22 protein-coding genes are annotated in these 26144 nt (G+C 69.7%); 15 read left to right on the forward strand and 7 right to left on the reverse strand.

Annotation, left to right across the window (positions count from 1 at the left end; all coding sequences use genetic code 11):
* Window positions 1-60: 60 nt before the first annotated feature.
* The 14 genes from ACSFA5_RS26460 (at window position 61) to ACSFA5_RS26525 (ending at window position 18642) form a co-directional block, all read left to right on the forward strand.
* Complete coding sequence (locus tag ACSFA5_RS26460; protein WP_435447020.1) at window positions 61-2988, forward strand: type VI secretion system Vgr family protein; 2928 nt, start codon at window positions 61-63, stop codon at window positions 2986-2988.
* 27 nt (window positions 2989-3015) lie between these two features.
* Window positions 3016-5610, forward strand: a complete 2595-nt coding sequence (locus ACSFA5_RS26465) for a DUF2169 family type VI secretion system accessory protein (RefSeq protein WP_435447021.1) — start codon at window positions 3016-3018, stop codon at window positions 5608-5610.
* A complete protein-coding gene (locus ACSFA5_RS26470; RefSeq protein WP_435447022.1) occupies window positions 5607-6659 on the forward strand; it encodes a pentapeptide repeat-containing protein in 1053 nt (350 codons plus the stop codon). Before ACSFA5_RS26465 ends, ACSFA5_RS26470 begins: the two co-directional genes overlap by 4 nt.
* 47 nt (window positions 6660-6706) lie before the next feature.
* The gene (locus tag ACSFA5_RS26475; RefSeq protein ID WP_435447023.1) at window positions 6707-7351 is read left to right on the forward strand and encodes a DUF3540 domain-containing protein; all 645 of its coding nucleotides are present in this window, start codon (window positions 6707-6709) and stop codon (window positions 7349-7351) included.
* Between the two features lie 29 nt (window positions 7352-7380).
* A complete protein-coding gene (locus ACSFA5_RS26480) occupies window positions 7381-7776 on the forward strand; it encodes a DUF4150 domain-containing protein (RefSeq protein WP_435437781.1) in 396 nt (131 codons plus the stop codon).
* A gap of 88 nt (window positions 7777-7864) precedes the next feature.
* Window positions 7865-10210, forward strand: a complete 2346-nt coding sequence (locus ACSFA5_RS26485) for a type VI secretion system Vgr family protein (protein ID WP_435447024.1) — start codon at window positions 7865-7867, stop codon at window positions 10208-10210.
* A gap of 2 nt (window positions 10211-10212) precedes the next feature.
* Window positions 10213-10686 (forward strand): DUF6484 domain-containing protein, encoded by a 474-nt coding sequence (locus ACSFA5_RS26490; protein WP_435447025.1) that lies wholly within the window; start codon window positions 10213-10215, stop codon window positions 10684-10686.
* A 9-nt stretch (window positions 10687-10695) separates the two neighbouring features.
* Window positions 10696-11730: a DUF2169 family type VI secretion system accessory protein gene (locus tag ACSFA5_RS26495; RefSeq protein WP_435447026.1), complete on the forward strand. Its 1035-nt coding sequence runs from the start codon at window positions 10696-10698 to the stop codon at window positions 11728-11730.
* Complete coding sequence (locus ACSFA5_RS26500; protein ID WP_435447027.1) at window positions 11727-12809, forward strand: beta-ketoacyl synthase N-terminal-like domain-containing protein; 1083 nt, start codon at window positions 11727-11729, stop codon at window positions 12807-12809. The genes ACSFA5_RS26495 and ACSFA5_RS26500 overlap by 4 nt, the downstream gene beginning before the upstream one ends.
* Window positions 12810-12812: 3 nt before the next feature.
* Entirely contained in the window at window positions 12813-13778 is a 966-nt protein-coding gene (locus tag ACSFA5_RS26505) for a DUF4150 domain-containing protein (RefSeq protein ID WP_435447028.1), read from the forward strand.
* Window positions 13779-13782: 4 nt separating this feature from the next.
* Window positions 13783-14730 (forward strand): type VI immunity family protein, encoded by a 948-nt coding sequence (locus ACSFA5_RS26510; RefSeq protein ID WP_435447029.1) that lies wholly within the window; start codon window positions 13783-13785, stop codon window positions 14728-14730.
* A complete protein-coding gene (locus ACSFA5_RS26515; RefSeq protein ID WP_435447030.1) occupies window positions 14727-15989 on the forward strand; it encodes a TIGR02270 family protein in 1263 nt (420 codons plus the stop codon). The genes ACSFA5_RS26510 and ACSFA5_RS26515 overlap by 4 nt, the downstream gene beginning before the upstream one ends.
* Window positions 15990-16111: 122 nt before the next feature.
* Window positions 16112-17833 carry a type VI secretion system-associated FHA domain protein TagH gene (tagH, locus tag ACSFA5_RS26520; protein ID WP_435447031.1) on the forward strand — a complete coding sequence of 574 codons (1722 nt, stop codon included), beginning with the start codon at window positions 16112-16114 and terminating at the stop codon, window positions 17831-17833.
* 14 nt (window positions 17834-17847) lie between these two features.
* On the forward strand, window positions 17848-18642 hold the full coding sequence (locus tag ACSFA5_RS26525) for a PP2C family protein-serine/threonine phosphatase (protein ID WP_435447032.1): 795 nt from the start codon (window positions 17848-17850) through the stop codon (window positions 18640-18642).
* Window positions 18643-18667: 25 nt separating this feature from the next.
* On the opposite strand, the gene ACSFA5_RS26530 is transcribed toward ACSFA5_RS26525, so the two are convergent.
* The 6 genes from ACSFA5_RS26530 to tssA form a co-directional block, all read right to left on the reverse strand.
* Window positions 18668-19666 carry a peptidoglycan-binding domain-containing protein gene (locus ACSFA5_RS26530; protein ID WP_435447033.1) on the reverse strand — a complete coding sequence of 333 codons (999 nt, stop codon included), beginning with the start codon at window positions 19664-19666 and terminating at the stop codon, window positions 18668-18670.
* Between the two features lie 4 nt (window positions 19667-19670).
* Entirely contained in the window at window positions 19671-20531 is an 861-nt protein-coding gene (locus tag ACSFA5_RS26535; RefSeq protein ID WP_435447034.1) for a hypothetical protein, read from the reverse strand.
* 15 nt (window positions 20532-20546) lie between these two features.
* Window positions 20547-21020 carry an Hcp family type VI secretion system effector gene (locus ACSFA5_RS26540; protein WP_435447035.1) on the reverse strand — a complete coding sequence of 158 codons (474 nt, stop codon included), beginning with the start codon at window positions 21018-21020 and terminating at the stop codon, window positions 20547-20549.
* Window positions 21021-21224: 204 nt separating this feature from the next.
* Window positions 21225-22718 (reverse strand): type VI secretion system contractile sheath large subunit, encoded by a 1494-nt coding sequence (gene tssC, locus ACSFA5_RS26545; protein ID WP_435447036.1) that lies wholly within the window; start codon window positions 22716-22718, stop codon window positions 21225-21227.
* A gap of 58 nt (window positions 22719-22776) precedes the next feature.
* Window positions 22777-23292: a type VI secretion system contractile sheath small subunit gene (gene tssB / locus ACSFA5_RS26550; RefSeq protein ID WP_435447037.1), complete on the reverse strand. Its 516-nt coding sequence runs from the start codon at window positions 23290-23292 to the stop codon at window positions 22777-22779.
* Window positions 23293-23350: 58 nt separating this feature from the next.
* On the reverse strand, window positions 23351-24388 hold the full coding sequence (gene tssA / locus ACSFA5_RS26555; protein WP_435447038.1) for a type VI secretion system protein TssA: 1038 nt from the start codon (window positions 24386-24388) through the stop codon (window positions 23351-23353).
* 71 nt (window positions 24389-24459) lie between these two features.
* Here tssA and tssJ point away from each other — a divergent pair, with 71 nt between their 5' ends.
* On the forward strand, window positions 24460-24972 hold the full coding sequence (gene tssJ, locus ACSFA5_RS26560) for a type VI secretion system lipoprotein TssJ (RefSeq protein WP_435447039.1): 513 nt from the start codon (window positions 24460-24462) through the stop codon (window positions 24970-24972).
* Between the two features lie 22 nt (window positions 24973-24994).
* Here tssJ and ACSFA5_RS26565 read toward each other — a convergent pair whose 3' ends face one another.
* On the reverse strand, window positions 24995-26143 hold the full coding sequence (locus ACSFA5_RS26565) for a type VI secretion system protein (protein ID WP_435447040.1): 1149 nt from the start codon (window positions 26141-26143) through the stop codon (window positions 24995-24997).
* Window position 26144: the final 1 nt, after the last annotated feature.

Below are 26144 nucleotides of genomic sequence, written 5' to 3' on the forward strand. Positions count from 1 at the left end.
ACGCCCTGAACAGCAGATCAAAGAACAGCAGCGCAAAGAAGCACAGCAAATGAGAAAACAATGGCCGACAACGAGTTCCGCATAGACAGCGATTCCCCCGCCAAGGACGAGCTCATGTTCTGGCGCATCGTGGGCCACGAGGCCCTGGCGCGTGCGTCTGCCTACGAGCTCACGGTGCTGTCGAAGAACAAGGCACTCGACGCCAAGGACATTCTTGGCCATGCCTTCGACATCGTCATCGAATTCAAGGACGAAGACGGCGGTACGCACGAGCGGCACTGCCAGGGCCACGCCGTGCGCTTCGTGCGGACGGGCCACGTGGGCCGGCACTGCGAGTACCGAATCACCCTGCGCTCCTGGTTCTGGCTGCTCACCAAGCGCGTCAACTCCCGCATCCTGCAGGACAAGAAGATTCTCGAAGTGCTCGACGCCGTGTTCGAAGACAGCCCCATCCAGCGCTTCAAGAAAACCCGGGCCGACAACGTCATCGGTACGCACAACCCACGACGCTACTGCGTGCAGCACCAGGAAAGCGACTACCAATTTTTGTCGCGCCTGCTCGAGGACGAAGGCATCTACTACTGGTTCGACGCGCACGATGCGCCCGGCACCATGCACCTGTCGGACGCCAGCGACATCGCGCACGACAAGCTCCCCGCGGCCGACACCCTGCGCCACATGGCCACCAACGCCGCCGAGCCGCGCTTCAATGAAATCTCGCGCTGGGTGAGCGCACGCCAGTTCGACACCGGCAAGCATGCCTCGCGCGACAGCGACTTCAAGGCCATCAAGAAAAAGCTCGGCGCCGACATCGATTCGTCCGACGACCACGAGCTGGCCAACCTCGAAGTGTTCGAGTTTCCCGGCGGCTACTTCAGCGGCGACGACGCCGAAACCCGCGCCAAGCTGCGCGGCGACGAACTCAACGCGCGGCGCGACCGCCACTGGGCCGTGACGCCCTGGCCGGACGTTGCCGCCGGTCGCGGCTTCACGTTCGAGGGCGACCCCGACGGTACGCGCAACGGCGACTATGTCATCGCGGCATGCACCTTCGTGGCCAGCCACCGCGGCTACGAAGGCGTGAGCGCCGCGAACACCGCGGCGCGGTCGGTGCACGACGCGCTGGCCGACGTGCTGCGCGACGACGCCGTCAACGCCGACACGCTGCCCGTGCTGCAGGAGCTGATGGCCGCCACGCCCGCGCTGGCCGCCGCGCAGACCGGCGTCAGCATCTTCCTGCTCACCGTGATGCCGGCGCAGCGCCTGTTCCGCGCGCCGCGCCTCACGCCGCGCGTGACCATGCCGGGCCCGCAGACCGCCATCGTGGTCGGCCCCAAGGGCGACGAACTGCACGTGGACGACCACGGCCGCGTGAAGGTGCACTTTCACTGGGACCGCTACGACGAGAGCAACGAAAAGTCGACCTGCTGGGTGCGCGTGTCGCAACCCTGGAGCGGCAAGGGCTGGGGCGGGTACTTCATTCCGCGCATCGGGCAGGAGGTGATCGTCGACTTTCTGAACGGCGACCCCGACCGGCCCGTCATCGTGGGCCGCGTCTACAACGACGACCAGCCCATTCCCTACAAGTCGCCCACGCAGAGCGGCTTCAAGACCCGCTCCACGCCCGGCGGCGGGCCCGCGAACTACAACGAGATCATGTTCGAGGACAAGAAGGGCGAGGAGAACATCGTCATCCACGCCGAGCTCGACATGAGCCGCAGCGTGGAGCGCGACGACGGCACCACGGTGGACCGCGACCAGAGCATCACCGTCAAGCGCGACCAGACGAACCACGTGGACCGCGACCGCAAGAGCACGGTGACGCGCAACGACACCAACATGGTGGCGGTCGACCAGAAGAACACGGTCAAGGGCAAGCAGAACAACCAGGTGGTGGGCAACCGCGACAGCTTCGTCGACAGCAACGACACGCTCACGGTGACCGGCACGCACACCACCGACGTCACCGGCGCGCGCAAGGACACCTCGCGCGCCGGCGAAACCCGCAGCGTGATCGGCAACCAGACCGTCACCGTGAGCGGCAACCTGACGTACAAGGCCGCGAAGATGAGCTTCGAGGCCGGCCACATCGACTGGCTGGTGACGGGCGCCAGCTCCAAGTACATCACCGTGCCCACCGGGCCGCTGGGGCTGATGGCCAACAAGATCAAGATGATGAGCAACACCGGCATCGAGATGATGGCGGTGGGCAGCATCGACGCCACCTCGGTCGGGGCGAACACCACCATCCTCGGGCCCAACACCAGCGGCTACATCGGCATGAACAGCGAGGCCAACCTGGGCATCGCGCGCTCCACATTCATGGGCATGAGCATCGAGAGCGCGCTGGCGATCTCCATCTCCAACTTCGTGGGCGTGGCCATCGAGAACTCGCTGGGCGTGAAGCTGCTGAACGGCGCGGCGCCCGAGATCAAGTCCTTCGCCATCGACCTGCAGCAGGCCGGCCTGCACACCTTCACGCCGGGCGTGGGCGCGGGTGCGGGTGACGCGGCCGCCGTGGCGGGCATCCTGGGCGCGGTGGTGGGCGCGGCCGGTGCCGACGCCGACATTGCCGCCACGCTGAAGCAGTACGCCGACGCGGCCACGGCGCTGGACCAGGCCGCGCAGGAAGCGGCCGGCCAGGGCCTGCCGGGGCTCGCGGGCCGGCTCGCGAGCCTGGCCGGCGTGACGCGGGGGCGGCAGGCGGCCGGCCGGTTCGGCTCGGACTCGCTGTTCGGCACGGTCGGCATGATCGTGGGCGAGGGCGCCATGGCCACCTTCGGCATCGACACGCCGGCAGAGACGCTGGGCAAGGAGCCGTCGACCAACGCCGACGGCTCGGCCATTCCCCCGCCGCCACCGCCCGCTGGAGGCGGCGCCAGTGCCGGCGCCGGGGCCAGCGGCAGCAGCGATGGCGGTGGCGGTGGCGGTGCGGGTGGCTCCGGCGGCGCGGGTGGCGCCAGCGGCGGCAACGGCAGTTCGTCCTAGCAGGCAATCCACGGGCACACCCAGGCCATGCAGATCCTCAAACCCCAGGCACTCGGCCTCTCCACGCGGCCCATCGAGTTCCGCAAGCGCTACGGGCTCAGCATCAGCGCGTACCTGCACCTGCCTTTCGCGCAGGGCGAGCGCGGCTGCCTGTGGGCCGAGCAGTCGATGTGGTCGTTCCTTGCGAAGGAAATGGCGCAGCCGCTGATCGACGAAGGCGTGGTCAAGCTCACGCCCGAGTTCCTGGTGCACGGCCAGGCCTTTCCGCCTGCGGACCGGCCCAACGCCTGCGCGGTGCGCGCGCGCTTCGCCGCGCAGGAAAAGACCCTGCTGGTGTTCGGCGACCGCTACTGGAGCGGCGCGCAGCCCAGCACGCCGCAGCCCTTCAGCGCCATGCCGATCGGCTGGGCCGCGGCCTACGGCGGCCCCGGCTTCGCGCCCAACCCCCAGGGCAAGGGGCGCGAGGCGCGCGACGGCCTCACGTGGCTGCCCAACATCGAGCTGCCCGGCGACCGGCTGCTGCGGCCCGACCAGGCCGTGGTGCCGGCCGGCTTCGGCGCGCTCGACCTCATGCACCCGCAGCGCGCGCAGCACCGCGGCACCTACGACGCCGAGTACCTCAAGCAGCACGCTCCGGGCTTCGCTCCCGACACCGACTGGCGCTTCTTCAACCTCGCGCCCGCCGACCAATGGATGGGCGCCGCGCTGGCCGGCGACGAGAGCTTCGCCTTCGACCACATGCACCCCGACCAGCCGCGCATCGAAGGGCGCCTGCCCGGCCTGCGGGCGCGCGTGTTCGTCGGCTACCGGGTCGAAGGTGCCGAGCCGAAGGTGCGCGAGGTGCCGCTGCGCCTGACCACCGTGTGGTTCTTTCCGCATGCGCTGCGCTGCATCGCCATCTTCCAGGGCCTGGCCGAGGTCGGCACCGACGACGGCAGCGACGTGCTCAGCCTGATGGGCGCGGTCGAGCGCAACGGCCAGGCGCGCACCGACAGGCACTACCTCGACGCTGCGGCCAAGCGCGCCGACCCGAAGACCGGGCCGCTGTATGCCATCGTCGACAGCGACCTGCTGCCCGAAGGCGTGAGCACCGCCGACCCCGACGTCGAGGCCGCCAAGGCGCCCTTCGCCATGGCCGGCCTGCAGGGCGAGGCGCAACGCCGCCGCGCGCAGGTCGATGTCGAGCTCGCGCGCCAGAAAGCCCGCGACATGGGGCAAGACCCCGACGCACTGGGCATTCGCATGCCGCCGCGCGAAGAGGTGCCGCAGGGCGACGCCCTGCCGGCCTACCTCGACAAGGTGGCCAGGGAAATGCAGGCACAGCAGTGGGCCGCCGTGGAAGACGCCGTCACCGTGCTGGAGAAGGCCTACGCCATGTCGGCACAGCAAAAGATCGACCTGGGCGCGCTCAAGCACCGCGGCCCGCCGCTGTACAAGGCCGACCAACACCTGGCCGCGCTGCGCGCGCAGGCTGCGGTGGGCTCGCGCCCGCCCGACCTGGCGCCGCTGCTGCCCAAGCTGCAGCAGCTGGAAGACACGCACCGCCAGGGCTACCTGGAGACCGCGCACATGCAGCCGCCCGCCTTTGCCATGGCCATGGCCGAGGCGGCCGCGCTGCGCCTGGAAATGCCGCGCGCCATCGCGGCGGGCATCCGCTTCTTCGCGGGCATCGACTTCACCGGCGCCGACTTCTCGGGCCTCGACCTGCGCGAGGTCGACTTTCATGGGGCGTGGCTCGAGAGCGCGGACTTTCGCAACGCCAACCTCTCGGGCGCGGACTTCAGCGGTGCGGTGCTGGCGCACGCCAAGCTCGAAGGCGCCATCGCCATCGGTGCGAAGTTCTGCAAGGCCAACCTCGGCAAGGCCGCGCTCGCACGCGGCGTGTTCGACGAGGCCGACTTCGCCGGGGCCGTGTTGATGCATTGCGCGCTGGCCGGCACGCAGATGCGGCGCGCAAAGTTCGCCGGCACCAACCTGCTCGAAACCACCTGGGGCCCGGCCGACTGGGAAGGCGCGTTGCTCGCGGGCCAGACCTTCTACAAGCTCGACCTGCGCGGCATGCGCTGGCCCGCGGCCGACCTGTCGGTGTGCAACTTCATCGAGTCGGACCTGTCGGGCGTGGACCTGCAGGGCGCGAAGCTGGAAGGCGCGACCTTCGTCACCTGCAAGCTGGCCGGCGCCAACCTGCGGATGGCGCGCTGCGCCGGTGCGGTGACCGTGAAGGGCACCACCCTGGCCGACGCGGACCTGGGCGGTGCCGACCTGCGGCGCTTCAACTTCGGCGGCGCCGACCTGCGCGGCGCGACGCTGGTGCGCGCGGTGCTCGACGGCGCCAACCTGTGCGATGCGCGGCTGGACGGCGCCGACCTGCGCCTGGCCAGTGCCAAGGGCGCGCTGCTGCGCATGAGCGCTTGCGCCGGCGCGCTGCTGTCGGGCGTGAACTTCAGCGACGCGGTGCTGCAGAAGGCCGACCTGCGCGGCGCCGACCTGCGGCGCAGCAACCTCTTCGGCGCCGACCTGAGCCGCGTGCGGCTCGACGGCGACACCCGGTTCGACGGCGCGCTGCTGACGCGCGCACGCACCTGGCCGCGCCTGACCCCCGAACAGCAGGCGGCCCCATGACCCCGACGCTGCTGGCCCTGGCGGTGCGCGTCGGCGAGACGCTGGAGGGCCTCGACCTGGGGCAGGGCCACTTCGCCGGGCTGGCGCTGGGTGGCGGCGTGTTCTCGCGCGTGCGCTTCGCCGAAGCCGACCTGCGCGGGGCCGACCTGCGCGAGGCGGTGTTCGACCAGTGCGACCTGCGCGGCGCGCTGGCGGCCGGCGCCAACCTGCGCCGCGCGGTCTTCAACCGCTGCCGGCTCGACCATGCCGATCTGCGCCAGGCCAACCTGCACGGCGCGGTGTTCACCGAGTGCGACCTGCAGCATGCGCAACTGGCGCAAGCCGTGCTCACCATGGCCACGCTCGCCAAATGCACCCTGGCACACGCCAACCTGCGCGGCGCGCAGCTCGGCTCGGCGGTGTTCACGCAGTCGGTGCTGCTCGACGTGTGCGCGGACGACACCGACTGGCCCTACACCACCGTGAACGAATGCGACCTGTCCCACCTCACCTGGACCGGCGCGCGCATGCAGCGCAACGTGTTCTTCAAGACCTCGCTCAAGGGCATGTCGTTCGCGGGCCTGGCGCTCGACGGCTGCCAGTTCTCGTCCGCCGACCTGAGCGGGGCCGACTTCAGCGGCATCGTGCTGCGGCAGTGCAACTTCCAGGGCGCGACGCTCGAGGGCGCGAAGTTCGTGAAGGCGGTGGCCCCGTCGGCCATCTTCTGCGAGGCCACCGGCCGGGGCGCCGACTTCTCGGGCGCGCGGCTGCGGCAGGCGCTGTTCACGGGCGCCGCGCTGCCGCAGGCCAACTTCGCGGCCTGCGACCTCTACCAGACGCACTTCGCGGGCGCGAAGCTGCAGGGCGCCAACCTGGTGGGTGCCGACCTGACCTACGCCGACTTCCGGCATGCCGACCTCGGCCGCGCCGACCTGCGGCGCGCCACGCTGCAGCGCACCGTGCTGCACGGCGCGAACACCGAAGACGCGCAAATGACCGACCGCGCGCGCGCCATCGAGAGCGACCCCGAGCTGGCGGCGGCCGAACGCTGGCAGCCGCTGGCCGCATGACACGCGAACGCCTCCAGACACAACGAAGCACCACGAAGGGATTGGCCATGAACGACACCACAGCACCACGAACGGCACCACGCAAGGCAACGCCGGCCCCGGCGTCCTCGCGCGGGCGAAAGCGCCAGCCCGCCGAAGCCATCGGCGGCACCTGGTGCGTCGGCATCCTGGCCTTCGATGCGGCGGGAGAGAGCGTCGTCACCAGCGGCGCGCTGCGCCTGCATGCCGTGCGCGCGGCCAGCTGCCTGCTCGAACCGGCCGCCGGCGACAGCGTGGCCTGCCTGCGCATCGCGCCCGACGAGGTCTGGGTCATGGCCGTGCTGCAGCGCGAGGAAGGAACGGCCAACGTGCTGAGCTGCCCCGGCAACCTGCGCATCGCCGTGGAAGGCGGCGCGCTCGACATCGACGCGCGGCAGCTGCGCGTGAGCGCCGACACCGCCGAGCTCGTCGGCCGGCAACTGAGCGTGGTCGGCACCGGCATCCAGCTGGTGGGCTCGGTGCTGTCCTCGGTGATGGACCGGGTGCAGCACTTCAGCCGGCACTACCTGCGCACCACCGACGGCATCGACCGCGTGGCCGCCACGCATGTCGAGGTCGAGGCGAAGCAGTTGCTGCGCCTGGAGGGCGAGCACGCGCTGGTGAACGGCCGCGAGCTCATCAAGGCGCGCGGCGCGCAGATCCACTTCGGCTGAAGCCACGACGCCACACGGGAGCAAGGAAGATGTTCGCCAACTGCCAGCTGATGGGCACCGACATGGGCTTTCCCGATGTCTGCATCACGCCCGCCGCGCCGTCGCCCATTCCGGTGCCGTACCCCAACATCGCGATGGGCCCGATGGCCATTCCCAACTGCCCCACGATCCTGGTCATGGGCGCACCGGCCCACAACCTGGGCACCAGCATCCCGATGACCAACGGCGACAACCCCGGCGTGCTGCTGGGCGTGGCCTCGGGCACCGTGATGGGACCGAGCCGCCATCTCACGGGCGCCTTCACGGTGCTGTGGAACGGCATGCCCGCCACGCGGCTCACCAGTGTGTCGCTGCAGAACAGCACCAACTGCCCGGGCGTGCGCACCGTGCCGAGCCAGCCGCTGGTGGTGCTGCTGGCGCCCTAGGGGCACACCCGCAACACAACGGCAGGCTGCAAGGCCCGCCTGTGGAGGAAGAGGACAACCGTACAACGAGGGGCACGCGCCTGCACACATGGCCGACCACGAATTCAGCATCCACAGCGACTCGCCCGTCGGCGAGCAGCTCATGTTCTGGCGCATCATGGGCCACGAGGCGCTCGCGCGCCCGTCGGCCTACGAACTCACGGTGTTGTCGGCCAACGAGAAGATCGATGCCCAGGACATCCTGGGCCGGTCCTTCGACGTGGTGATCGGTTTTGCCGACGCCGACAAGGGCCGGCACGAACGGCATTGCCAGGGCCACGCGGTGCGCTTCACGCGCGCCGGAAAGGTCGGGCGCTACTTCGAATACCGTATCGGCCTGCGCTCATGGTTCTGGCTGCTGACCAAGCGCGTCAATTCGCGCATCCTGCAGGACAAGGCCGTGCTCGGTGTTCTGGACGCCGTGTTCGAGGACAGTCCCATACGCAGTCTGAAGAAGATCAAGTCGGGCGACGTGATCGGCGCGCACCCCGCGCACGGCTACTGCGTGCAGTACCAGGAGAGCGACCACCGGTTCCTTTCGCGCCTGATGGAAGAAGAGGGCATCTACTACTGGTTCGACGCGCACGAGGCCCCCGGCACCATGCACTTGTCGGACGCGAGCGACCTGGCGCACCGCAAGCTGCCAGCCAACGGCACGCTGCGCTTTGCGGGCATCGACGCCTCCGAGGGGCGCTTCAACGAGATCACGCGCTGGGTGAGTGCGCGCCAGTTCGAGCCCGGCAAGTTCGCCTCGCGCGACCGCGACTTCAAGGTCATCGGCAAGGAGCTGCGCGCGGACAAGGGCGACCCCGACACGCACGAGCTGTCGGACCTGGAGGTGTTCGAGTTTCCTGGCGGCTACGCCTCGGGTGACGACACCGACCACCTGGCGCGTGTGCGGCTCGACGAGCTGATCGGCCGCCGCCAGCGGCACTGGGCGATCACCTCCTGGCCCGACGTGGCGGCCGGCGCCAGCTTCAGCTTCGAGGGCGACCCCGACGGCACGCGCAACGGCGACTACGTCATCGGCGCCTGCACTTTCGTGGCCAGCCATCCGGGCTACGAAGGCGCGCCATGGGGCGACGCGCGGCGCTCGGTAGGCAGCGTGCTGCACGAGGCACTGGCCGACGATCCGGTGAACGACGGCCTGGGCGAGATGCTCGACGACCTGATCTCCGGGACCCCCGCGCTGCATGCCGGCCAGCCCGGCACCACCACCTTCCTGATCACCGCGCTGCCGCTGGAAGTACCTTGGCGCCCGCCGCGCCTCACGCCGCGCGCGACCATGCGCGGGCCGCAGTCGGCCATCGTGGTGGGCCGCAGCGGCGAGCAGATCTGGACCGAGGAGCACGGCCGCGTGAAGGTGCAGTTTCACTGGGACCGCTACGGCAAGAACGACGAGAACAGCTCCTGCTGGGTGCGCGTGTCGCACCCCTGGGCGGGCAAGGGATGGGGTGCGATCAGCATCCCGCGCATCGGCCAGGAGGTGGTGGTCGATTTTCTGGACGGCGACCCCGACCAGCCCATCATCGTCGGGCGCTTCTACAACGGCGAATCGATGGCGCCCTTCGGCCTGCCTGCCGGTGCGGTGGTGAGCGGCATCAAGTCGAACACGCACAAGGGCAAGGGCTACAACGAGCTGTCGATGGACGACACCGCGGGCAAGGAGCGCGTCACCCTCCACGGCCAGTACGACATGAACACCACGGTGGAGCACGACCAGACCACCACGGTGCACAACAACCGCACCGACACCATTGACGTCGACGACGCGGAAAGCGTGGGCAACAACCAGAAGCAGCACGTGGGCGTGAACCAGACCGTCTCGGTGGGCTCGAACCGCATGGAAACCGTGGGCGGCACCGAGACCGTCACCATCACGGGCCATCGCACCGAGACCGTGAACGGCGGCGAGACGGTCACGGTCACCGGCGGGCGCAGCCACACCGTCAACGGCGTTCAGACCACCACCATTTCGGTGGCGGAGGTGCACTCGGTGGGCGCGGGCCGCATGCACAGCGTGGGCGCTGGCGAGGCCGTGAACGTGGGCGGTGTGCAGACCGTGAGCGTGGGCGGTGCGCAGATGGTCAGCGTGGGCGGCGTCCAGAAGGTGAACGTGGGCGCGCTGCAATCGATCACCGTGGGCGGGCCGCACAAGCTCTCGGCCGCTGTGATCGCCGAGACATCGAAAGGGCCGATCAAGATCAAGGCCGGGGCCGTCTGCATGGTCGAGGCGCCGACCATCATGCTCAAGGCGGGTGGCAGCAAGATCGTGATGAACGCGAGCGGCATCACCATCCAGGGGGCCAAGATCACGATCAAGGCCGACGGCAGCGCGTCGTTCAAGGCCGGGGGCTCGATCAAGATCAAGGGCGCCAACCTGGGGGAGGACTGACCATGCAGGACACCGACATGCAGAGTGCGCGCGATGTGCTGGCGGGCGCGGCGGCCTGGTCGAGGCTTTCGGGACAGGGCGTGATGCTGGCGGCCTTCGCGGGCTTCGACGAACAGGGCCGCTTCATGGTGACGCTCGCCGATGCGATCGCACCCGTGCAGGCGCTGTCGACGGTCGGGCTGGCCGAGCGCGACACCGGTGCGGCCGTGGTGGTCGCGTTCGAAAAGGGCGAGCCGCGGCACCCCGTGATCGTCGGGCGCGTGCAACCTGCGCGGCGCGAGGACGTGTCCGACATGCAAGCGAGCGTCGACGGCGAGCGCGTCGTGCTGCGGGCGCGCGAGCGCATCGAGCTGCGCTGCGGCGACGCCAGCATCGTGCTCACGCGCGCGGGCAAGGTGTTGATCAACGGCACTTATGTGCTCTCGCGATCGCGAGGTGCGAACCGGGTCAGGGGTGCGCACGTGGACATCAATTGAAGGCCCGTCATGTGGCAGCTCGACAACCGCACGCCCTACGCCGCCGAACGCACCTGGGTGCGCGACCGCGACGGTGCGGAGATCTGGCTGGTGGCGGTGAAGTGCAGTTTCGACGTCGCCCCTGACGGCGAGGTGCGTGTGGCGTCGGTGCAGTTGCCGGTCGAGACGGCGCCGGGCCCGGTGCTCGAGACGGACCTCGTGCGCACCAAGCTCGCCACCGACGTGGTGTTGCTGGGCCATGCGCATGCGCCCGGCGGCCGGGCGGTGACGCAGCTCGACGTGGGCCTGCGCGTGGGGCCCGTCGCAAAGCGGTTGCGCATCACCGGCGACCGGGCGTGGATCGGCGGTTCGCCATCGCAGCCGGTGCCGTTCACGGCCATGCCGCTGGTTTGCGAGAGGGCCTACGGCGGCATCGATCCGTGGACCCGCGACACGCCCGACCCGCAGTGGGATGTTCGCAACCCCGAAGGCACCGGCTTCGCGCTGGAGGCGTCGCACACCGAGGGCCTGCGGCTGCCCAACATCGAGTACCCCGACCAGTGCATCCGCCGGTGGGACGACCGCCCCGTGCCTGCCCTCGTCGGACCGCTGCGCGCCCACTGGCAGCCGCGCGCGGCACTGGCGGGCACGTACGACGACCGCTGGCAGCGGCAGCGGCAGCCGCTGTTGCCGCTGGACTTCGACGACCGCCACTACCAATGCGCGCCCGAGGACCAGCAGACGCCGCAGTTTCTGGTCGGGGGCGAACCGGTGGTGCTGATCCACCTGTGGCCGCACGGCGAGCTGCTGCGCTTCGATCTGCCGCGCGTGATTCTCGGTTTCGAAAGTTTTTTCTCGGATGGCGAGCGCCGCCTGCACCAAAGGCCGAAGCTGCACACGGTGATCGTCGAGCCGGACATGCCGCGCGTCTCGCTCGTGTGGCACAGCGCGTTGCCGTGCCACGCCAAGGTCAACAGGCTGCAGTCGACGCGCATCGTCGAGAAGCGGCTCGTGCGCTTCGGCGGCAACGCGTCGCCGCACCCGGTCGGGCTGGAGGCCCCATGAGCACGCGCAATGCACCGCCGCTGCAAGTGGCCGGCTTTGGCGCCTGCACACCGGTCGGGCGCAGCGTCTGGGCGAGCGCGGCCGCCGCACGCGCGGGCGTTTGCGGGTTTTCGGAGCATCCCTTCATGGTCGACACGGCAGGCGAGCCGATGCGCATCGCCCGTGCGCCGTGGATCGGCATCGATGTGGAAGGTGTGGACCGCTGCGCCGCGCTGCTGCTGCCTGCCATCGACGAAGCCATGGCCGCATGGGTCGCGGCGGGAGTGCATGCGACGGGGCGCCCGTGCCTGGCGCTCGCCTTGCCGCCGCACCGGCCCGGGCGGCCGCCGGCGCTGGCCGAGGCGCTTCTGGCACGCATCGAGGCACACTGTCCGGGCTGCTTCGGCCCTGCGCTCGCCTTCGAGGCCGGGCATGCCGCCGGCTATCTCGCGCTCGATGCGGCGGCCAGGAGTTGCGCCGCCGGATCGATCGATGCGTGCATGGTCTGCGCCGTCGACTCGTACCTGGCCCCCGAAACGCTCGAATGGATCGAGGCCTGCGACCAGTTGCACGGGGGCGGTCCGTTGAACAACGCGTGGGGCTTCATTCCCGGCGAGGCCGCGAGCGCGGCGCTGGTGGGCACGGAGCGTTTCATGCGGCAGTGCGGTGCCGTGCCGATGGCCGACGTGCTGGCCGTGGGCATCGGCCACGAGGACAAGCGCATCAAGACCGACACCGTGTGCATCGGCGAGGGCCTGACGCAGGCCCTGCGCTCGGCGCTCGATGCGCTTGCGCCCGGCGAGCGCGTCGACAACGTGTTCTGCGACATGAACGGCGAAGCCTACCGGGCCGACGAGTACGGCTTTGCGGTGCTGCGCACCGGCGACGGGTTTCGCGCCGCCACCGACTTCGTGGCGCCGGCCGATTGCTGGGGCGACGTGGGCGCGGCGGGCGCACCGCTGCACATGTCGATGGCCGCCATCGGCCAGCTGAAACGCTACGGCCGCGGACCGCTGTCGGTGACGTGGGCGAGCTCCGAATCGGGCGAGCGCGGCGCCGCGCTGATGCGTGCCGGCGCTGATCACGCGCACGGGGAATGACACATGCCGGTCACCATCAAGGTCAACGGCACCACGCTGTCGCTCGTGCACAAGTTCAGCACCGGCATCACGACCGCGACCCTTCCGGACGTGTGCAAGACACCGAGCCCGGGCGGGCCGGTGCCCGTGCCGTACCCGAACATCGCCAACTCGATCACCTTGTCGGACGGCACCACCACCGTCAAGGGCGACAAGGCGATGGCGGCCAACAAAGGCTCCGGGTTTTCGCTCTCCAACGGCGACAACGCGGGCGTGGCGGGCGGCGTGAAGTCGAGCACGTTCATGAAGGAGGCCACGTGGATCCTCTACTCCTTCGACGTGAAAATGGACGGCAAGAACGCCTGCCGCCTCGGCGACAAGATGTTCCACAACGCGGAGAACGCGGCCAACCTGTCGGGCTGCCTGAATCCGCCCATTGCCGTGCCGGATTTCGAGGCCATCCTGCAGGAGTGCATGAACAAGGCGGCGGACGACTGGGAAGCCCGGAACGGCCCGACCGACTACAAGCAGTTCTGCAAATCTCCGGGTGCACGCAAACGGCGTGGCGACGAGATCGGCGAGGACGCCTCGGCCTGCGTTGCCGCGGCGATGGAAAGCCAGGGCCGTTCGAACCAGGTGGCGCTGGACCAGTCGTTTCGCAACACGGCCGGCGGCGGACCGGGCGCGATACAGGCCGTGGGCAGCCCGGGTCAGGTGGTGGCCAACACCGTGCGGCCCGACGTGGTGCTGCATGCGCCCGGTCCGTTGTCGGGCGTGGCGGCGGCGCGCGCCGTGTACGACTTCAAGGCCCCGTGCCCACCGGGCTCCAACAACCCGAGCTGGTCCGGCAACCAGGGCGCCGACTACCTGGCCACTTTCCGTGTGGTCGCGAGGCTGGTGTCGCCCCACAACGCGATGATTGCGGGTGCCGCGAGTTCCGCGCTGCGGGTCGCCGCGCAGTTGCTGAACATCCGGCTGCCGTTCCTGTGATGCCATGGCAACGTTCGAACACATCGCGGTGAACCTGACCGACGGCTTCGGCAACGAGCTGCTGCGCACCGGCATGGTGGTCACGTACTTTCTCGACGACGAGCACGCGTCGCATGCGGGCGTGGCCGGGGCCGCGATGCTGGATTTCGCGCAGCGGTTCATGGCCGGGCGGCCGGTTCACTTTCCCGACGACGATGTCTTCGCCCAGGCCGACGCCACCGACCTCCGCGCGTTGCTCGACGACAGGGTGGTGCGCGCCGCGGTGCCGCCGAAGTTCACGCTGGTCGATTCCGCGGTCGCGGCGCCTCGCTTCTCGGCGACCTATTGCGGCATGGACCGCGCGCACCTGGCGAACATCGGCTGGCCGCACACGGCCTGCGGCCTGCGCTTCACTTTCTCGCTGGAGGACATGGACGAAAACGGCCTGTTCGACATTTTCGAATTCGCGGGCCGATGGGCTCGCGCGCTGCCGCTCGCCAGCGGCTACGTCGCGCCTGCGTTCGTGTGCCGCGAGAGCGCCGAAGAGATCGTGGCCTTTCAGGGCATCGCGCGGCTGTGCCGGCGTTACCGGTGCATGGACATTCCCGCGTTGCTGGTCGATTGCTTCGAGGTGGGTGCCGGTGTGAAGGGCGCCTACTGGTGCAATTTTCTCGGCCGGCGGGCGCTTGCGGAGGTTGGCGGCGAGGCGCGGCTGCGCGCGGCCTTTGCCGGCACCGGGGCGCGCGTGGAAAGCATCGGCGGCATTGGCGGCATTGACGAGGAGCGGCTGTCGGTGGCGCTGGAACCGCTGCCGATCTTCGGCGACGTCAACCGCCGGCAAGACCTGGGCCTGTATCGATGGGCTCACGGGTTGTTCGCGCCCGCCCTGCGGCCGCGAACGGTGGCCTACCTGGGCTTCGACGAGGAGTCGATGCAGGCCTGGCTGCATCGCTTTGCGCAAGGCGACGCATGACGGCATCATCCGCGCAGCCCCTGGCTTCGATGGTGGAGGAGCATGCCGACGAGGCCGGTTTTCTCTGGCTGCAGCGCAGCAGCGCCGTGCACGCGCCCAACTACGGGCCGCCCCAGCTGGCCGACCTCGACGAACGTCTGTCCGCGCACATCGACGGACTGAGAGTGGCCGCCGACGCAGGCTGGGCACAGGCGCAGGCGATGCTCGACAACGAAGGCGCGGAAGATTTCTTCGTGGCCGGCGTGCTCGCCATCGAGGCCGTCGACGGTCGCTTCGACGCGCTGGTCGCACGCGCCAAGGACCTGCCCGAGGTCGTGCCCGGCCTGATCTCCGCCCTCGGCTGGGTCGAGCCGCAACACCTCGGCGGCCGCGTCAAGGCGCTGCTCGACGATCCTTCGCCGCTGAAGCGCAAGCTCGGCGTGGCTGCCTGCGCCCTGCACCGCCGCGACCCCGGCCCGGTGCTCGACGAGCTGGTCGTCGCCGCGCCCGACAGCGTGCGCATCCGCGCGCTGCGCGCTGCAGGCGAGCTGGGCCGGATCGACCTGTTGCCCGCCGCGCAGGCCGTGCTTGGCGAGGTCAAGGCCGAACTGCGTTTCTGGGCCGCGTGGTCGGCCGTGCTGCTGGGCGACCGGGCGCAGGCCCTCGAAACGCTCGCCGCATTCGCGCTCCAGGCCGGCCCGCGGCAGCCGCGCGCGTTCCAGCTGGCGCTGCAGGCGATGGACGTGGCCGCCGGGCACGAGCTGTTGCTGGCCGCTGCCGGACTGCCCGATGCGCAACGCCTGCGCATCCTGGGCGCAGGCTTCATCGGCGATGCACGCTATGTGCCGTGGCTGATCGAGCAGATGGCGCAGCCGGCCGTGGCGCGCATCGCGGGCGAAGCCTTTGCCACGATCACGGGCGCGGATTTCAACGGCGAGCAGATGGAGATTCCCCCACCCGACGACTTCGAGGACGGACCCACCGACGACCCCGACGACGAGAACGTCGAGCTGCCGCAAGACATCGCGCTGCCGTGGCCCGACGCACCGAGGATCCACAGCTGGTGGCAGGCGAACCAGCCGCGCTTCTTGCAGGGCACGCGCTCCTTCATGGGGGCGCCGGTATCGGCGGACTCCTGCGTCGGCGTGCTGCGCAGCGGCTTCCAGCGCCAGCGCGTGGCGGCGGCGCTGCACCTGTCGCTGGGCGTGCCGCAGGCGCCGCTCTTTGCGACCGGCGCGCCGGCCTGGCGGCAACGCCGGTGGCTCGACAAGGTGGCGTGAATGGCGTGCACGCCCGCCCATGGCCCATGGCATACCTCTTACGGCGAGATTGCCAACCCGCCCCCCGGAATGAATACTCCTCGTGAGATTTTTCGCTCGCGCCGAGCCACAGGGGCCGATTCATGATCCATATCGCTGTCATCACCCGGCAAGGCGCTCCGGCGGGGCAATCCATCGCCGCGGACTTCGGGCCCGACGGCGGCACCATCGGGCGCGCCGACACCAACACGCTGGTGCTCGACGATCCCGACCGCACCGTGTCGCGCGTGCATGCGCAGGTGCTGTGCCGGGGCGGCCAGTACTTCGTGATCGACCGCGGCAGCAACGCGATGCAGTGCAACGGCGTGCCGCTGGGCTCGGGCAAGGAAGCCGCGCTGGCCGACGGCGCGCGGCTGGTGGTCGGCAGCTTCGAACTCGCGGTGCGCGTGCAGGCGCTCGCGGCAGCCGCGGGCCCCGCGCCGGCGATTCCGAACACGGTACTGGGCGGGCCCGCAGGGGCGCCGTCCAGCGACGATCCCTTTGCCGACCTGCTGGCGGGCCTGGGGTCGCCGCCATCGCCGATCGCGGCGCCTGCCTCGGCACCGTCCGCCGCGCGGGCCGCACAGCAGAACGCAGACGCGCTGCTGTTCCCCGACCCGATGGCCAGCGGCTCGCGCAATGCGCAGGCCGACAAGGTCGACCCGTTCGCGAACCTGCTCGGGCCGGAGGCCTCTTCCAGGCCTCCGCCTGGCGCCGTCGCACTCGACGATTTCTCCGACCTCGGCGCACCGCCCGCGCACGGCAAGGCCGCGGGCATCGACGATCTCTTCGGCGGCATGGGCGGTGGTGGTGCCGGTGGCGGCATAGGCGGCGATCCGCTCGCGCTGTCGCCGCTGGCCGATCCGCTGCTGCAGCCCAACACCGCCTCCGCCGCCGACCCGCTGGCCGCGCTGCAGCGCGCGGCGCACGCCACGCCGGCGCCGCGCGCCGACCATCTGCCGATCGACCAGTTCGGCTTCAACCCGCCGAAGGCCATCACGCCGACCACGCCTCCCACGCCCGCTCAGGCTGTCGCGCAGTTCGACGACATGACCGGCCAGCCGATCCGCATCGTCGGCCCCGAGGGTCCGGCCAAGGCCGTCGAGTCGCCACGGCCACCTTCTTCCCCACCTCCTTCCCCACCTCCTGCTGTCTACGTTGCGCCACCGCCGCCGGTTCAGCGCCCGGCCGCGCCGCCCGCCGATCGCACCGCCACCGACGACGAACTGCTCGCGGCCTTCCTGCGCGGCCTCGCCAGCACGCACCAGCCGCCCACGATGCTCACGCCCGGGCTGATGGAGCGCGTCGGCGCCATGCTGCGCAGCGCCACCGAAGGCACGCTGCAGCTGCTGCTCACGCGCCAGGAGTTCAAGCGCGAGGTGCGCGCCGAGGTCACCATGATCGCGGCGCAGGCCAACAACCCGCTGAAGTTCTCGCCCACGGTCGAGGTGGCGCTCGCGCACCTGCTGGGCCCCGGCGTGCGCGGCTTCATGCCGCCCGAGGCCGCGATGCGCGACGCCTTCGACGACCTGCGCGCGCACCAGTTCGGCGTGATGGTGGGCATGCGCGCGGCGCTGGCCCATGTCATCGGCCGCTTCGAGCCAGCGGAGCTGGAGAAGAAGATCAGCGCGAAGACCGCGCTCGACGCCCTGTTCAGCGCCAACCGCAAGGCCCGGCTCTGGGACCAGTTCGTGTCGCTGTACGGCGGCATCGCGAGCGAGGCCGAGGACGACTTCCACAACCTCTTCGGCAAGGCCTTCCTGCAGGCCTACGAAGAGCAGATGGCGCGCCTGAAGCACAACGACAACGGCAACCCCCACAGCTGAAGCGAGGCACCCGCTTGGAAATCGAAATCGTCACGCTCTCCCGGCAGGGCGGGCGCAGCTACAACGAGGACGTGCACGGCCATTGGCACGACGAGCGCCATGTCGCCTGCCTGGTGGCCGACGGCGCGGGCGGCCATGGCGGCGGCGACGTGGCCGCGGCCACCGCGCGCGCCAGCGTGCTGGCGGGCTTTGCGGCCGCGCCGGGGCTCGACGAGCCCACGCTGCGCCGGCTGGCGGAGCAGGCCAACCTCGACGTGGTGGCGCGCCAGGCCGAGGGCGGCAAGCTCGCGGGCATGCGCTCGACCCTGGTGTTCGCGGCCATCGACCTGCAGAGCCAGTCGCTGGCCTGGGTGCACAGCGGCGACAGCCGGGCCTACCTGTTTCGCGGCGGCGCCATCGTGGCGCGCACCACCGACCACAGCCTGGTGCAGCAGATGGTGGCCGGCGGCATGCTCGACGAAGAGGGCGCGCGCCTGCATCCGCAGCGCAACATGCTGCTGTCGGCGCTCGGCTCGGTGGAAGAGGCGCCCGACATCGCCGTGTCGGACCGCATGCGCCTGCTGCCGGGCGACGTGCTGCTGCTGTGCAGCGACGGCGTGTGGGAGCCGCTGGGCGACGAGTGCCTGATCGACACGCTGCATGCCTCGCGCACCCCCAGCCAGTGGACCGAACTGCTCGACGCGCAGGTCAGGGCCAACGCCAAGCCTGGCTACGACAACTACACCGCGCTCACGCTGTGGGTGATCGAAGAGGACGCCGAGGAGACGCGGCTGATGGAGCCGGTGGCCGAGCCGACGCCGATCGCCTGAACGCCTTCAGGTGGCGGCGCGGCCGCTAGGCGCTCACCAGCAGGTGCGCGTTCAGGTCGAACGGGATGCCGGCCGCGTCGAAGGCGTGCTGCGCATAGCAGTCGGCGTTGTGCGTGCGTTGCCAGGGCAGCAGCTTCTGGTACTTACCGTCCTTGCGGTGCGCGTAGGCGTAGTCGGTGACGCTGTTCTGCGTTTGCGCGACCGGGCCGACGTAGTGCGCCGTCTCGTGGATCAGCACGTAGGAAAAGGCGTCGGCGTCGAGGTTCTGCATGCGGGCGCACAGGTAGATGCTGCCCCGGGGGATGCCGTTCCAGCTCTGGTTGCGTTGCGACAGGTCGTAGCCGCCGGCGAAAGTGAAGGCGTAGGCGCCCTCGTTGCTTGTGACCGGCTCGTCCGTCGCCAGCACCAGCCCGCGCGGAACGTACCCGAGCGCCGTCTGCATGTTCAGGTAGATGCTGTCCACGAAGCCCAGGGCGGTGCTCCAGCCGCTGGCACCGGGGAACTTGTCGATCTGGAAGTGCTTCGCGGCCTTGTCCCAGTCGGACTTGCCGATGTCCCAGGTGTTGGGCTTGCCGGTCTTGAAGTAGCGTGCCCGGTCGACCGACATCCGTGCCAGGTTGATGATGTGCATGGCGCGTGCGCGGTGCTTCTGCATTTCGGCGGGCAGGTCGGCATAGGTGCCCGCGGCGCCGCACAGGGCCTTGTCGGTCCGCTTGCCCGGATCGATCACGCCGTCGGCGCCTTCGAGGCCGAAGTGCTTTTTCTGGAAACCGGTGACGCCCTTCAGCGTGAGCGGGCCGAACTTTCCGTCCACGACCAGCGCGGGGCCGGGGCCGCCTTCCAGGGGCGTGAAGCGATTGAGCGCCTCCTGCACCTTGCGCACGTCGGGTGCCGTGTTGCGGCAACGCGCCGCCGAGCCGACCGGGGCGCTCAGCCCCAGCACGGTGCCGGTGGAACTGCCGAGGCTGTCGAATTGCCTGCAGCCGTCGGTTCCACAGAATGCCGTCATGCCTGTGTTGCTCATGGGGTCAGACCTTCTGCGCAGTGAGCGCGCCGCCGCGGTTGGAGCTGCCCGTCATCGCGCTGCCCGAGCCCTTGAAGGTCTCCACCGTCGCCACGTTGGAGGTGAGCGGCGTCCAGTTGATCTTCAGCCCGTCGCTGCCGGTGAAGGTGCAGGCGCCGCCGTTCTGGCGGTTGCTCATGGGCGTGGCGGGCGTCATGGGCCGTGTGTAGGTCCAGCTCGCGCCGCTCTGCGCGTCGATGAAGTAGTAGTAAACCTGCCCCTCCTGCTGCACCTGCCACCAGCCGCGCGCCCACTCGGGCGTGGGCGTCTTCGGGGCGCTCACCGGCAGGTTCGCGAACATGGTGTCCAGGATGGCGTCGACCTCCGCGTCGCTGGCCGTCCGCAGGAAGATGCCGAGCGCGGCATCGAAGCCCGCGAGCTTCGACGCGCCCGACTGCTGGTAGGGGTTGACGGTGTACTCGGCGCCGGTGTTCTTCATGCTGAAGTTCACCCAGTCGATGTGGATGTGGTCTTCGTGCCGGGTGTCGGCGCTGTAGTTGCCGGCCTGCAGCTTGCGCCCGCCGTAGCCGGTGGCGTCGGCGCCGCGCACCCAGAAATGCACCGGCGAGCCGGTGTTCGGGTTGCGCACGGTGAAGATGAACGCCGACCACTGCATGGCCTCGAAGTTCTTCACCAGCCCGGCCATGATGCGCCGCCCGATGCGCGCGTCGGCGTCCCTCTTGTAGTTCAGCATGATGTCCAGCGCGATGCCCGAGGTGTGCCGCGTTCCGGGCTGGATGTTGTTGCCGGCGTCCAGCTTGACGTTCGGGAACTCGTCCTTCAGCACCGTCATCAGCGTGGCGATGGCTGGCGAGATATCGGCCATGGCGTGCCGGCGCGATCAGCGCGTTTCGGTCGAGCGCGTATCCCAGCCGAACTTGATGTCCCCGCCCATCGTGCCGTCGGGCTTCTGCGGCTTGTAGGCGATCTCGATGTCGCCGTAGGACACGGCCACGCTCTCGTGCACTTCGCCGCCCTGCGCCGCGCTCACGTTGAAGTCGGCGATGCGCACTTCCTTGAAGGTCACCGTCATGAAGGTCTGCTGGCCTTCGCCGGACTTGGCCATCACGAGCGTGGCCTTGTCGAAGTGCTTGCCGTTGGCGCAGGCCTTGGCCAGCGTGGGCGAGGAGCTGTCGAACTTCTTGGTCAGGGTGACCATGCCCGGCGAGCCCTTGCCGACCGACGAGCCGCCGCCGACCGTGCAGGTGGCGTTGTGCACGTTCCAGCTCCAGCTCATGAGCTCGATCTCTTCCTTGTGGTCCTTGTGCGCGGCTTCGCCCTTGACGCCGTCGATCTTGAAATGGCAGTCGATCATGTTGCTTCTCCTGGGTGGCCTTGCGATGCGGCCGGGGTTGCTGAAAATGCGCTTCGAGGCCCATCCTCGAATTCCTTGCCGGCGGGAGCCTCGTGAAGCCCGTCGCCCGGCTGCTTCTAGAACGAAGACGCCGGGCGGGTTTCAAAGGCGGTGCGGCGTGTCTTTCACAAAAAAGATGCGGCCCGTGTGCGGTGCGGACAGCGCCTACTTGCCGCCCTTGGCCGACGGCAGCTTGGACACCAGCCGCAGCGACACCGTGAGGCCTTCGAGCTGGTAGTGCGGGCGCAAAAAGAACTTGGAGGTGTAGTAGCCGGGGTTGCCCTCGACCTCTTCCACCACCACCTCGGCGGCGGCCAGGGGCTTTTGCGCCTTGGTGGTTTCCGACGAGTTGACGGGGTCGCCGTCCACGTAATTCATGATCCATTTGTTCAGCCAGCGCTGCATTTCCTCGCGCTCCTTGAAGCTGCCGACCTTGTCGCGCACGATGCACTTGAGGTAGTGCGCAAAGCGGTTGCAGGCGAACAGGTAGGGCAGGCGCGCGGCCAGGTTGGCGTTGGCGGTGGCGTCGGGGTCGTCGTACTCGGCCGGCTTGTGCAGCGACTGCGCGCCGATGAAGGCCGCGAAGTCGGAGTTCTTGCGGTGAATGAGCGAGAGCAGCCCGGCTTTGGACAGCTCGGCTTCGCGCCGGTCGCTGATGGCGATCTCGGTGGGGCACTTCTGGTCGACGCCGCCGTCGTCGCTCGGGAAGGTGTGCAGCGGCAGGTTCTCCACCGCGCCGCCCGACTCGATGCCGCGAATGCGCGAACCCCAGCCGTACAGCTTGTACGAGCGGTTGATGTTGGTGGCCATGGCGTAGGCCGCGTTGGCCCAGGCGTACTTGCTGTGGTCGGCGCCGGCGGTGTCTTCCTCGAAGTCGAACTCCTCCACCGGGTTGGTGTTGGCGCCGTAGGGCGTGCGCGCCAGGAAGCGCGGCATGCACAGGCCCAGGTACTTGGCGTCGTCCGATTCGCGCAGCGACCGCCAGCCGGCGTACTCGGGCGTGAGGAAGATCTTGGTCAGGTCGCGCGGGTTGGCGAGCTCCTGCCACGACTCCATCTGCATCAGGTTGGGGCTCGCGCCGGTGATGAAGGGCGCATGCGCCGAGGCGGCGATCTTGGCCATCTCGCCGAGCAACTCCACGTCGGGCGGGCTCTGGTCGAAGTGGTAGTCGCCCACCAGCGCGCCGAAGGGCTCGCCGCCGAACTGGCCGTACTCCTGCTCGTAGATCTTCTTGAACATCGGGCTCTGGTCCCAGGCCGCGCCCTTGAACTTCTTGAGGTTCTTGGCCAGGTCCACCTTGGAGATGTCCATCACGCGGATCTTCAGGTGCTCGTCGGTCTCGGTGTTGTTCACCATGTAGTGCAGGCCGCGCCACGCACTCTCGAGCTTCTGGTAGTCGGGGTGGTGAATGATCTTGTTCACCTGGTCGGTGAGCTTGGCGTCGATCGCGGCGATCATGGCCTGGATCGACTTGGTCACGTCCTTGCCGATGACGGTGCTGTTGCTCAGCGCCTGCTGCGCCAGCGTGAGCACCGCGGCTTCGACGGCGCTCTTGGCTTCGTCGCTGCGCGGCTTGAATTCCTTTTGCAGCAGCGACGAAAAGTCGCTGCCCGCATACGCGACATCTTTCAGCGCGCTCTGTTCGAGTGCTTCGGCCATGGTGGGTTACTCCTCGTGTACCGGTGGTTCAGGCGAATGGGGTGGGGCGCAACAGGGTTCAGGCGGCGGGGGCGGCGCCGTCTTCGGGCTTCTTGCTCGCGGCCAGCGTCTGCAGCAGGGCCGGGTCTTCGAGCACCTTGGCCAGCAGGTCTTCGGCGCCGCCCTTGCCGTCCATGTAGGTCACCAGGTTGGACAGCTGCGTGCGCGCCTCGAGCAGCTTGTTCAGCGCACCCACCTTGCGGGCCACGGCGGCGGGCGAAAAGTCTTCCATGTTCTCGAAGGTGAGCTCGACCTTCAGGTCGCCTTCGCCGGTGAGCGAGTTCTCCACCGCGAACGCGGCGCGCGGCTTCATGGCCTTCATGCGCGAGTCGAAGTTATCGACGTCGATCTCCAGGAACTTGCGCTCGGCCACCGCCGCGAGCGGGTCGGCGGGCTTGCCCGACAGGTCGGCCAGCACGCCCATCACGAAGGGCAGCTGCACCTTCTTCTCGGCCCCGTAGAGCTCCACGTCGTATTCGATCTGGACCCGGGGCGCCCGGTTGCGGGCGATGAATTTCTGACTGCTCTTGGCCATGGAGATGCTCCTTGCGATGTGAATGAGGGGCGGGTGTGGAAGGCGTGGGAGGGCGTGCTCAGTCGGACGGGCGGCGGCCCGTGACCGTTTCGATGGTGTCCATCGCGTTCGGCGCGAGGTTGGCCATGATCTCGAGGAAGCTCACGCCGATGAGCTTCTTGGCGCGCTCGATCAGGAGCGGCGCGGGGTTGCCGGGCTCGGCCTGCTCGAGGTAGCGGATCACGCGGTCGAGCATCTGCACGGCGTCCTGGCGGTTCTGGATCTCGCCGCGCGCCGCGGCACGCGGCGACGAAGCGCCTGCGGCCTGCGGGTCGGCACCGTCCAGGGCGGCGCTGTCCGCCGCCGCATCGGCCGGTGCACCGCTCGCGGCGGCGCAGGCCTTGTTCAGCACGCGGGCGATGGCGCGCAGCGGATCGAGGTCGACCACGTCGGCCCGGCCGGTGCGCTCGACGATGAGCTTCTGCAGCCGGTCGACCAGCCCGGCCACGTCGGCGGCGGCGCGGATGGCTTCGGGCCGCTCGGCCTGGATGGTTTCCAGGCCGCCCTGCACCTGCGCCGTCGAGTAGGTGGCCTCGCCGCCGACGGCGGTGAGCGTGTTGTGGGCAATGGCGATGTCGCGCACGCGCACCGGCCCCACGCCGCGCGCCATGCCGACCTGTGCCTCGTACAGGTCGCGCAGGCCCATGGCCTCGTCGGTCAGCGGCGCGAGTGCGTTCAGGCGCATCGTCGGGTCGTTGCCGTCGTCGGCATCGAGCTTTGGATGTATGCCGTCCCAGAAGGTGTCGAGCAATCCGTCGAGCAGCTGCAGCCCGGCGGCGAAGCCGCTCACGCCCTGCAGGTGCGCGCAGGCACGCAGCAGCAGCACGGCGGCGCGCACGTCCTTGCTGCGCCGCAGGATGCCTTCGGCCCGCTCGCCGACGTCGCGCCAGTCGGGTTCGACGGCGGGGATCACGGTGTCGCCGAACTGCTGCTCGGCCTTGCCCTGCGCGGCTGCGACGAGCGCCATGAAGTCCGCGTCGTATTCGAGATCGTCGCCGCACGGCGCGGCCTCGCCGATGGGCGCGCGCAGTGTGGCTGCAAGTTCTGGGGTCAGCATGTTGCCTGTTCGAGTTCGCTGGTGATAATCAAAGAAGCACCTGAACCGGTCAATGCAACGAAGGGAATAGCATGCGCACGCTGGGTACACACCATTCGTCCTATGAAGGCCTCCCTTCCGCTCCCACGCGACGCCGCATCGCCGTTCTTGGCCTTGCTGCAGCGGGTCTTTCGCTGGCGGGCTGCGCGGCCAAGCCGGTGGTCACCACGGTGGCCGTCACGCTCACGGCCGGAGCCGATGCCAACCCCGACGCGCGCGGGCGCGCATCGCCGCTCACGGTGCGCGTGTACGCCATGAAGTCGCCAGGCCCGTTCGAGGGTGCCGACTTCTTCTCGCTGTTCGAGAAGGACCAGGCCACGCTCGGCGCCGAACTCGTGCAGCGCGAAGAAGTGCTGCTGCGCCCCGGTGAAAGCAAAAAGCTCGACTTCAACCTGCCGCCCGATGCCAAGTCCATCGGCGTGATGGCGGCCTACCGCGACCTGGACCGCGCGCGCTGGCGCGAGGTGCGCCCCGTGACCACGGGCAAGGCGCAATCGCTGGACGTGAACTTCGGCGCGCGCCAGATGCGCATCGAAACCAAATAGCCCCCCTCGGGCGCAGGGCGCTTCACGGTGGCACTGCCGACGACGCACGCCCCGGCCGCACTAGCGGCTGGTCGGCGGGCAGGAAGTGCGCGAACAGGTCGTGCACGAACGCACCGCCGGTGGCTTGCGACGCGCAGGCCGTGAGGTACAGCCCGCGCCAGCGCGGCGCGCGCGAGCCCTTGCCGTGGTGTTCGAACAGCACCTGCGCGAACTGGCGCAAGCCGGGCTGCAGCGCGCGCACAGCCTCCACGAATTCATGCGCTGCCAGCCGGCCCGCGGCACCCGGCTGCTCGCGCAGCAGCGCTGCGCGCAGCGCATGCAGCCGCTCCGAGAGCGGATCGAACACGGCGTCGAAGCGTTCGCCCGCCGGTGTCTCGATGAACGCGGAGGCGTCGGTCAACCGGTGGCCCAGCACCTGCGACAGCACCTCGGGCGGCAGCGCGCCGCGCACCGCGGCATAGCCGGTGAGCTGCTCGAGCCCGGTCACGACGAGGTAGGTGGGCAGTTGCAGGCGCAGCGTGTCGCCGGTCTCGTCGAGCAGGCGGCGCGTGCGCGCGGCCAGCGACTTCAGCGTCGCGCCGTCGTCGTGCAGCAGCTCGCCCGCCGCCACGCACACCACCAGGCCGTTGACCGGCAGCCGGTCGCGCCGCTCGGCCAGCGCGAGCAGCGACTGCAGCCACAGGCCGCGCAGCGGCGGCGTGCCGGCCGTGTCGCCGACGGCGCCGGGGTGCACTTCGATGGCCACGGTCGCCCCGGTCAGCCACCAGCGCCACCACGTTCCGTCGAAGGGCGCGCCATCGGCCGTGGGGTCCGGTGCGGGCACGCATTCGCCGTGCGCGGTTGCCAGCAGGCCCTGCAGGTTGGCCGCCGCATCGCCGAAGAACAGGAACCACGGCACCGGCACGTCGGCTTTCGCGCCCGGCAGGCGTGGCGCGCGCGGTGCGCGCCGCAACGCCTGCCGGGCCTGCGCCATGGCGTCGCGCAGTGCTTGGACGGCGCTCTCGTCGGCGCCAGAGGACGGCACACCGAGCGCCGCGATGCGCTTGAGCAGCACACGGCGCCGCGCGCCGCAGCCCGCGTCGCGCACCACCGCATACAGCAGGCCGAAGCCGATCAGGCACAGCGACAGCAGCAGCCAGAAGCGGTGGGCAGGCGACAGCAGGGCGGTCATG

It is taken from the genome of Variovorax monticola (assembly GCF_051216855.1).
Taxonomy (GTDB): Bacteria; Pseudomonadota; Gammaproteobacteria; order Burkholderiales; family Burkholderiaceae_C; genus Variovorax.